Source organism: Candidatus Villigracilis saccharophilus (assembly GCF_016711665.1).
In genome coordinates, this window is record NZ_JADJSO010000007.1 from 43,499 (window position 1) to 51,803 (window position 8,305).

Annotated in this window: 10 protein-coding genes; 2 read left to right on the forward strand and 8 right to left on the reverse strand. The window is 52.8% G+C overall.

Annotation, left to right across the window (positions count from 1 at the left end):
• Positions 1-50 precede the first annotated feature (50 nt).
• From IPL17_RS04090 to IPL17_RS04115, 6 genes are all read right to left on the reverse strand, one after another.
• Complete coding sequence (locus tag IPL17_RS04090) at positions 51-239, reverse strand: hypothetical protein (protein WP_345305808.1); 189 nt, start codon at positions 237-239, stop codon at positions 51-53.
• Positions 236-3,304 carry an IPT/TIG domain-containing protein gene (locus IPL17_RS04095; RefSeq protein WP_345305819.1) on the reverse strand — a complete coding sequence of 1,023 codons (3,069 nt, stop codon included), beginning with the start codon at positions 3,302-3,304 and terminating at the stop codon, positions 236-238. Before IPL17_RS04095 ends, IPL17_RS04090 begins: the two co-directional genes overlap by 4 nt.
• A 229-nt stretch (positions 3,305-3,533) precedes the next feature.
• Positions 3,534-4,865 carry a hypothetical protein gene (locus tag IPL17_RS04100; RefSeq protein ID WP_345305809.1) on the reverse strand — a complete coding sequence of 444 codons (1,332 nt, stop codon included), beginning with the start codon at positions 4,863-4,865 and terminating at the stop codon, positions 3,534-3,536.
• The gene (locus IPL17_RS04105) at positions 4,825-5,577 is read right to left on the reverse strand and encodes a hypothetical protein (RefSeq protein ID WP_345305810.1); all 753 of its coding nucleotides are present in this window, start codon (positions 5,575-5,577) and stop codon (positions 4,825-4,827) included. The genes IPL17_RS04100 and IPL17_RS04105 overlap by 41 nt, the downstream gene beginning before the upstream one ends.
• A complete protein-coding gene (locus IPL17_RS04110; protein WP_345305811.1) occupies positions 5,462-5,881 on the reverse strand; it encodes a hypothetical protein in 420 nt (139 codons plus the stop codon). The genes IPL17_RS04105 and IPL17_RS04110 overlap by 116 nt, the downstream gene beginning before the upstream one ends.
• The gene (locus tag IPL17_RS04115; protein ID WP_345305812.1) at positions 5,832-6,308 is read right to left on the reverse strand and encodes a hypothetical protein; all 477 of its coding nucleotides are present in this window, start codon (positions 6,306-6,308) and stop codon (positions 5,832-5,834) included. The genes IPL17_RS04110 and IPL17_RS04115 overlap by 50 nt, the downstream gene beginning before the upstream one ends.
• 36 nt (positions 6,309-6,344) lie before the next feature.
• Between IPL17_RS04115 and IPL17_RS04120 the strand changes: the two genes are divergently transcribed.
• Entirely contained in the window at positions 6,345-6,599 is a 255-nt protein-coding gene (locus IPL17_RS04120; protein WP_345305813.1) for a hypothetical protein, read from the forward strand.
• 248 nt (positions 6,600-6,847) lie between these two features.
• On the opposite strand, the gene IPL17_RS04125 is transcribed toward IPL17_RS04120, so the two are convergent.
• Positions 6,848-7,141: a hypothetical protein gene (locus IPL17_RS04125; protein ID WP_345305814.1), complete on the reverse strand. Its 294-nt coding sequence runs from the start codon at positions 7,139-7,141 to the stop codon at positions 6,848-6,850.
• Positions 7,142-7,146: 5 nt separating this feature from the next.
• On the opposite strand from IPL17_RS04125, the gene IPL17_RS04130 reads away from it, so the two are divergent.
• Positions 7,147-7,386, forward strand: coding sequence for a hypothetical protein (locus tag IPL17_RS04130; RefSeq protein WP_345305815.1), 240 nt, complete (start codon positions 7,147-7,149; stop codon positions 7,384-7,386).
• Positions 7,387-7,515: 129 nt separating this feature from the next.
• On the opposite strand, the gene IPL17_RS04135 is transcribed toward IPL17_RS04130, so the two are convergent.
• Positions 7,516-7,686, reverse strand: coding sequence for a hypothetical protein (locus IPL17_RS04135; RefSeq protein WP_345305816.1), 171 nt, complete (start codon positions 7,684-7,686; stop codon positions 7,516-7,518).
• Positions 7,687-8,305: the final 619 nt, after the last annotated feature.

Below are 8,305 nucleotides of genomic sequence, written 5' to 3' on the forward strand. Positions count from 1 at the left end.
TATTTTTTAGTTATCTGTTGTTCTTTTGGACTACCCTTATTACAAGACTATTAAGGTTTGACTATTGTGTAGGTCTCTCCTCCAATATACGGACCGACCACAGCATTGCCAGCCGCATCATTGATGGTCGCGGTGTTACGCACATCCAATCGGATTGTGCCGCTGCCTGTGCCCGTCAGGACCGTCACACTACGCGTCGTACCTGTGCCGCTCACACCAAAGATCGAGGCACCTGTCACTCCACCCCAGTCGTCAGAATGAAATCCAAACCACCCGCATTCAAAACCGCCTCGGAGAACGTGACTGTGTACACAACCGCATTCAGATTGGTTGTGCCTGGATTGACGCGAGTGATCGACGTCACCGTGGGTATGGTCTTATCCACATCAAACACCTGACCAGCTGTATACGGACCCACCAGGGCATTGCCGGCCACATCATTGATGGTCGCGGTGTTACGCACATCCAATCGAATCGTGCCATTGCCTGTGCCCGTGAGAACCGTCACAGACCGGGTCGTGCCTGTGCCGCTCACTCCGAAGATCGAAGCACCTGTCACTCCGCCCCCAGTCGTCAGAATGAAATCCAAACTACCCGCATTCAGAACCGCCTCGGAGAACGTGACTGTATATACAACCGCATTCAGATTAGTTGTGCCTGGATTGACGCGAGTGATCGACATCACCGTGGGTATGGTCTTATCCACATCAAATACCTGTCCGGCAGTATACGGACCGACCAATGCATTACCGGCCACATCATTGATGGTCGCGGTGTTACGAACATCCAATCGAATTGTGCCATTGCCTGTACCCGTGAGGACCGTCACAGACCGGGTCGTGCCTGTGCCGCTCACTCCGAAGATCGAAGCACCTGTCACTCCGCCACCAGTCGTCAGAATGAAATCCAAACTACCCGCATTCAGAACCGCCTCAGAGAACGTTACTGTATATACAACCGAATTTCTATTCGTCGGGTTGGCATTCGCCCACGTGATCGAGGTCACAGTGGGAATGGTCTTATCCACATCGTATAACGGACCAGCGGTGTATGGACCCACAAAGGCATTGCCGACCACATCGTTGATGGTCGCTGTGCTGCGAACATCCAATCGGATCGTGCCGTTGCCAGTGCCCGTGAGCACGGTCACATTACGGGTAGTACCTGTGCCGCTCACGCCAAAGATCGAAGCGCCCGTAACTCCGCTGGTTGTCAGAACAAAATCTGCGCCCCCAACATTCACAACCGACTCTGAGAACGTCACTGTATATACAACTGAGTTTAAGTTGGTGGTGCTCAGATTAACACGCCCAATCGATGTCACTGAGGGAATGGTCTTATCAATTGTAAAGGCCTGGCCTGCAATATACGGACCGACCAATGCATTTCCGACCACATCATCGATGGCTGCAGTGTTAAGAATATCCAATCGGATTGTGCCATTACCTGTGCCGCTATTTACACCAATCGTATAGATTGACCCGGTTCCTGTCACGCTGGTGACTGAAGCTCCAGCAATGCTTCCCGAAGTAGTCAAGCTGAAATCTGCAGAATCTACACTTGTCACCGCTTCTGAGAAGGTAACCTGGAAACTAATTGTGGCTTGGTTCGTGTTCTCTGTCACCGGGTTGATCCGCACACTCGACACTACTGATGGAGCATCCTTATCGATCGTATAACTTTCACCAGAGGTAAAATTACCGTTACCGACATTTGTCCCACCCAACAGATTGCCACCCGAGTCAAGAATGCTATCATCATCCGTTACGTCCAAACGCAGCGTACCACTGCCAGTTCCGGTATTCACAGTAACAGTGCGGGTTGCGCCTGTCCCAGTCACGCTGGTGACCGAAGCGCCGGTGACTGTGGGATTCAAATTGAAGTCCAATTCATCAACACCAGTTACTGCCTCAGAGAAGGTGACAATAAAACTGACCGAGCCAAGCGCTGTTGGGTCAGCGTTAAGGCGGGTACTCGAGACTACAGTTGGCGGCGTTGTGTCCAGATAAGTGAACTCATCAGCCACACTTGCAGTGCTGGATTGACCAGCAACAGTTACGATCACATCCACAATACCGACAGAAGCGGATGGAGTTTCGGCGGAACAAAGTGTGAGACTGCTGCAAGATACGTTCGTGGCGGCATCGCCGCCGAATGTAATGGTGGTTGCCCCGGGTGTTATATCAAAATTTGTACCCGAGATCGCAACAACTGTGCCGCCATTTGCAGAGCCGGAGTTGGGGGTAATTCCGGTCACTGAAGGCACAGGCGACACATAAGTAAATCTATCATTGCTATTGACAGCGCTGACCTGCCCATAAACATTCACAGTCACATCAACTACACCAGTTCCAGCCGGGCTGGTAGCGACACATCTTGTAGTGCTGGTGCAGGAAACATTCGTCGCGGCATTCGCACCAAACTTAATGACCGTGCCGGTCGTGCTGAAATTGAATCCATTGATGGTGACCGATGTGCCGCCGGCAACCGGTCCAGTGGACGGGCTGATACTGGTCACGCTCGGGGGCGGAGTCTGAATAAGACACCTCGTTCCCGCCACCCCGCCAGTGGAACATGTATTGGGCAATACCCTGAAGATGCCCCACATGCCGGCCTGGGTAAATGGGCGGCGAATATCGCCGTAGAAGTAATCACCCGGCGCTTGTGATACGCCGCCAGCACCGCCGGATACTTTAATATCGATCTTTTCCCATGGACCGACCGCGCGGCTCTGCCACTGACTCGAGTTGTAGATGTACATATCACCGGGCCAGGACATACCGCCCAAGTTGAAGACATGCAACTGCTCACTGCCTGGCGCGCCAAGAACATGCACCTTGACCGGGTCGCCGGCATAAGCCTTCAAGATGGGGGTGGTTGGGTCTCCATTCACTAACGAGCTGAACATATCCGCGTTATCAACACGGCCCAGGACCTGACGATAATTGATCAGCGCGGGCCCGCTCACATCTTCCGGATAAGGCATCTCATTCTGGCCAATGACCGGGTCCTGATCTGCCAGGATGAGGGTAAAGTCGCGGTAGGGAGGCTGACCGGGCACGAAGACGTCAACTAGCGCGCCCTTATCCGTCAGGAAGCCGTTGGAATTCTTAAAGGTGGCGCCGGCCGGAGCGACAACCATGGCGCCATACAGGCCGTCAAAACCGGAATTATCGCCGCCAAAATCAGAGATCATGACACTTTCAAGTTTATGCGTATCGGCATAATAAGTGTAGGTGCGGGTCTGTCCCGGGGCCATGGTTTGATCGGAGTTAAAGCCAATGTTAATACCACTGGAATTCATATCCCGCAGTAAACCGCCAAGGTGGAATGATGCCCTGGCTGTGGCGCGTTGATTGGTAAGGGTTACGTTCACGCACTCCCCGGCTGCCACGTGCAGGACCAGAGGTTCAGGGAACTTGGTTTTATTCAAAACAGCAGCGACATCGGTTGTTGGGACAAAGGCAGCCAAGCGACCCTTGTCACCGCCGCCAGCCGCCGTAGTGGGCAACTCAACCGCGCTGATGTTAAAGTTATGGAGCGGCGCGCCAATGGGGCAGATCGCTTTTGGAGCGGGAATACTGCCAAGACCTGGTAATGGCTGGAGGTTCCCCACCGCGCTGGGTAGCACGCGGAGAATGCCCCATGCCCCGCTTTGGAAAGCGGCGGTTCTCCCCGTCATGATAGATGTAATCGCCGGGAATATGATTCGGTCCGCCTGCACCGCCTTCCAGAACCAATGTGTATTTTTCAGACACAGTCGAATGGATTGCATCGATCGGGCTGGAAGAGATACCCAGGGCATTGGTAAAGCGCGGCTCCCAGAAGGTGCGATGTCCTTCAATTCGCAAAACATTGGTACCCTGTCCAACATTGATATTTCGGATCACAACCGGGTCGCCGGCGTAGGCGCGGAATATCGGTGTGAACGGATCTCCCTGCGGACTATTGGAACTAAACCTTAAGGCTGGGTCGAGACTGCGGTCCGCCCAGGGCTCGGCGCGCAGGTTAAGCGTTGCCTCAACCGGTGTGTGATCGTTGATCGTCCACAGCACGAACTCACGGAAACTGCCGTCAATCACGCCCGGGATCAAAGGATTATTCGTATGAATATCCGCGATCGCGCCGGATTTGATCTGCGCACCAGTGACTGGATCATGGTACGTGGAGCCTTCAGGCTCGATCACCAACTGTCCAACCATGCCGTGACTCCAGCCATGAACACCGTTGACATGGTCGTGGAAGAATACATTATCGAGTTCGACATGCGGAAGCCAGGGATATTGAACGAACTCTGTGCCAGCCCATTCATTAATGGAATGGGAATTATTAACCGGCTGACTAATTGTCACGGTTGAGGCCAGCGTATTGATCGAAGTGATCTGACGGATCTCAATCCCATCCGTGCCCAGACCTATACCGATCCAAACACCGGGCTGGAACTTGGTCACATTGGTTAGCGCCAAAACTGTATCACCTGGATTTACCGCATCGGTCAACTGCGGGTCAACGATCTTATACGGGCGGACGGACTGCTCAAACGAAAAACCCGAGATCACACCATCAGATGCCTGCGTATCAAATTGCACATGGTGGATATGAATGTTGGATTTGGAGAACGGAACTTCATTGCCGCCATCCGTGAGTTCGCTCACATAGGTTACCGCAAGACAGTCGCCGATGTTCCCGCGAATGGCAAGCAATTCACGCAGGTCCATATCCGCATACATGTTATCTTTATCTTCAGCCAGAGCAAAGAGAGCCCCGCCCAAGTCAGTTTGGCCGGCCTTGGTGATCTGGATCGGCACTCCTATACCGACAATGTTAAAGGTTTGCAACGCCGCGCCAGACCGGACAGATCGCATCAGAGCGATTCGCCCACGGATCAATGGGTTCTGTACTGGTCGAGCCAAACGGGATGACAGGTACGGGAGCTGCGTTTCCCAACTCACCAAGATATGGAGCTCCTGAGTGACCATTCGGAGAGAAAGGCGGGCGTTTGCCAATGTGCGGACGCAGCAATGGGAAGGCTGGACGTCCCGTGTCCGGATTGAACAGGATCTTTGGTCTGTCGCCAATATAACCGCCGCTATTAAAGTCAACTCCATTCATGGATATCTGCTGATCAACGATCAACGCAGAGGGACGGCCGGGCACGACATTGGCATAATCGGCCGGGGTCACCCAGCAGTGGTCCGCTTGGAATGGTATATAAACCATCCGGTTCGCCAGATACAGCCGGTCCCCGGGATCAACCGTCCAATCCCAGACGGAGGCGTCATGATCGGCTGTATCTCCCGTAAGCACGTTAATATCCTTGGTCACGCCCTGTGTCGGGAGCTGCGGGCGGATCCAGGCATCGAGATTTCGAGCATTGATCGTTTGACCGTTAATGGGTCTGCCGATCAGTCCCGACAGATCAACAGCCAGGCATCGGGTTCGGTCAGGTAATGGCACAAGGTCAGGCCGCAGGGTATCGAACACGCGCCAGTAACCCCACATCCCGCCAAAATAGTGATGGGCAATGGCGGTGGAAGAGAATTCGCCTGCGCCTAATTTGTCCGCCGCCCGCGCCATTTTCGATCTCCAGATTGAACGCTTCGCCGGGTCCCATGGATTGCAGAATCAAGGCGCGCCGATTGAGATTCGATATCAACCGGCCACTTTTGATACCTGTATGACCATAATCATAATGGGGTCCGCCGGAGGATTGAAACGCCAGCGGACACCGCCGCCATGCAGATGGAACACATGGAATACTTCGGCTGCCGCCATGTACCAGGCGGATCTTGGTCGGGTCGCCCAAATATCCACACGGGATGACGTTGGTCTTATCGCCAAAAGTATAGAACCATACACGACAGATTTTGTTCGGGAGCATACTCAAGACGATCCATGAAAGGTTCGGAGCGATAGTTGATGGCGCGGGAACCAGGACGGTAGGCATGTGTAAGAGGATCAATGATTGGCAGCGTCCCGCCGGTAATATCGACCGGGACGTTGGTGTCATTTTCATTGCCGATCTCGTGATAGACCTGAACATTCTCACGAGTTGCCCTGCCGTTCCCGGAATAATGTCCGCTTCCCAGCCGGATAGCTGAGGCTGCGGTGGTCGGGTTGAGATAGATGGAGGCGGGCGGTTCTACATTGAATGTGCCGAATAATCCGTGCGCTACGGCCTGGCGATTGCCCGGTCCTGGATGAATATAGTGCGCTCCCTCGAGGGTGGGGGCTGGGTAGGAATCCAATAGGTATAGGGTGATGGTTCCGCCATTTGCAACAGCCGACGAGGTTGTTGCCGATGGCATCGCCTGAAGAGTCGGTCTGAAAAAGCCAGACCATCAATGTGCATGCCATATATATTGGTCGTGGTTGCAGAACCGACCATGGCGCTGGCATTATTGGTGAAATTAATACCAACACAATCGCCCATAGTTGGCGCGGATCGCCAGCGGCTGAATCGGTCATCAGCGCAAGCCGATCGAAAGTCCATTTGGTCCCAAAGCGCCTGGGCACGCACCGCAGGGATGCAACGCTGTCGAGCACATACATGTGCGCGTTCGGATCGTGAACTCAAAACGATCCAAGCCGCATGGTGACACTCAATTGCCGAGACATTAAGTTCTTACTGGGGCGCTCCCGGCGGAGTACACGAACGGGCAGCGAAAACTCGAAGCGCCATTTGCCAAACCGAGAAGTGACGGGATCATTACAACAGCAAGGCTGAGAGAGGGTGAATTGACGTCCCAACTTTGCGTATGGAACCTGCCATGGCAGATGCTGTGGGGCTGAACTGGCCAAAGGCCGCCTTTTAAAAGAAAATAAACGAATCCGAGAAGCGCAAGATTTATAGCATGAAAGCAACGATTGGCATCCCCAATGACCGAGCTGGGATAATTCCCCTGTCGCCGATCTGATGATGCGTACCGACCAGATATTTAAGATCGTCGCTCAAGCCTAAAGCAACAATGCCGATCAAAGCCCCAATGGATAACGAGCGCGCTTCCCAATAATTTGGAAGTAGTTTCGTCATAACGATCCAAGCAACAGCCGGGAAGTACGCAGCGCGATAAAAAACAGCCAAAATGACCAGAGGCAGTTCATACCCGCAGACTGCAGCCGGTACAGCCGCTTGCGGCATTGAATATGGTTAATCATAAATTTCCGCCAAAAACAATGATGATGGAAAATATAACAACAGCGGAAGGAAGAATTCTGACATTTTTTATGGAAGCGGAAGCCGACACCTTGACCGTTTTTACTTCCGCATTGCTCTCAAATATTTTTTCGATCTCGCTCGAAGTGAGAGCATCAAACCGTGATCCCCATAGCGGCGGCAAACAGGCTGACGCCGTCTTTCAGCATTACATAAAACGGGCAACTTGAAAATCTGAAAAAAATTGCGGAACAATGAATCCACTATTTGAAAGCTGGTGGGGTTAATGGTTCGGCAAATGCTGACCCCAAGCGCGAAATCATTTCCAAGGCTGATCCGCAGGCTGGGATTGCTTTCGATCATAACCACAGCCAGTGCGGACAAAACGCCCACAAACACAACCGAGAGCGAGTTTGTGCCAGCGGCGGCATCCCGCCGTTGGACAACCTGCCCAACCATTGCGCGGCAGCGGTGCCGATCAAGACCGCCAACAAGACTGGAAGCAGGATAATAACTGTCCCATGAGCCATGACAGCATGGGTTCAGAGCCCATCATTCCATAGCTATGCCCGATCCGATGCCATACGTTAAGCCATAAGAAAACGCCACCGTAGGCGATCAAAAAAGCGAGTAGAAATTTTTTGGAAGTAGGAATTAATTTCATATTTTCCCAACAAGTCATCAAAAAAATAATTTAACCGATCGATCGAAACGTCTTTCTTGCTTCTTCAGATACAACATCCACACCGCCTGGATCTATCTGTACGATCTGCTCGCTTTTGGGTCCAGATATTGAAGGTGTAGCTTGCGCCATCGCGCGGCACAAAAACAAAACTCAAAGTGACATGAATATTCGAGCGGCCTCAATTCACCGCTACGAATGGTTGCGGCGGAGCAGGATCGCATCCTTGCTTTGGGGAGAAACCAAACGAAACTGGTGCATCTGGTGCGATGGTCACAGGAGCGGTACTCCGATTGATCAACGCCACGGTGAGCCGGATCTGACACTATCAGCCATTACCAGGTTTTGGATACATGGGGTCACGCCAGCCAGATCTTCGAGGTTAGACCGATCAGGTCGTCTGCCGGCGAAACTGATCGTTCCAAAGCTGGTAGACGCGGGCTGATTGATGGAATAAATCTCACTAA

Bases quoted from the DNA above. Each gene is read 5' to 3' on its own strand.
- IPL17_RS04095 (WP_345305819.1), bottom strand. From the start codon at position 3,304: ATGAATTCCAGTGGTATTAACATTGGCTTTAACTCCGATCAAACCATG.
- IPL17_RS04100 (WP_345305809.1), bottom strand. From the start codon at position 4,865: ATGCGATCTGTCCGGTCTGGCGCGGCGTTGCAAACCTTTAACATTGTC.
- IPL17_RS04105 (WP_345305810.1), bottom strand. From the start codon at position 5,577: ATGGCGCGGGCGGCGGACAAATTAGGCGCAGGCGAATTCTCTTCCACC.
- IPL17_RS04110 (WP_345305811.1), bottom strand. From the start codon at position 5,881: ATGCTCCCGAACAAAATCTGTCGTGTATGGTTCTATACTTTTGGCGAT.
- IPL17_RS04115 (WP_345305812.1), bottom strand. From the start codon at position 6,308: ATGCCATCGGCAACAACCTCGTCGGCTGTTGCAAATGGCGGAACCATC.
- IPL17_RS04120 (WP_345305813.1), top strand. From the start codon at position 6,345: ATGTGCATGCCATATATATTGGTCGTGGTTGCAGAACCGACCATGGCG.
- IPL17_RS04125 (WP_345305814.1), bottom strand. From the start codon at position 7,141: ATGCCGCAAGCGGCTGTACCGGCTGCAGTCTGCGGGTATGAACTGCCT.
- IPL17_RS04130 (WP_345305815.1), top strand. From the start codon at position 7,147: ATGGTTAATCATAAATTTCCGCCAAAAACAATGATGATGGAAAATATA.
- IPL17_RS04135 (WP_345305816.1), bottom strand. From the start codon at position 7,686: ATGGCTCATGGGACAGTTATTATCCTGCTTCCAGTCTTGTTGGCGGTC.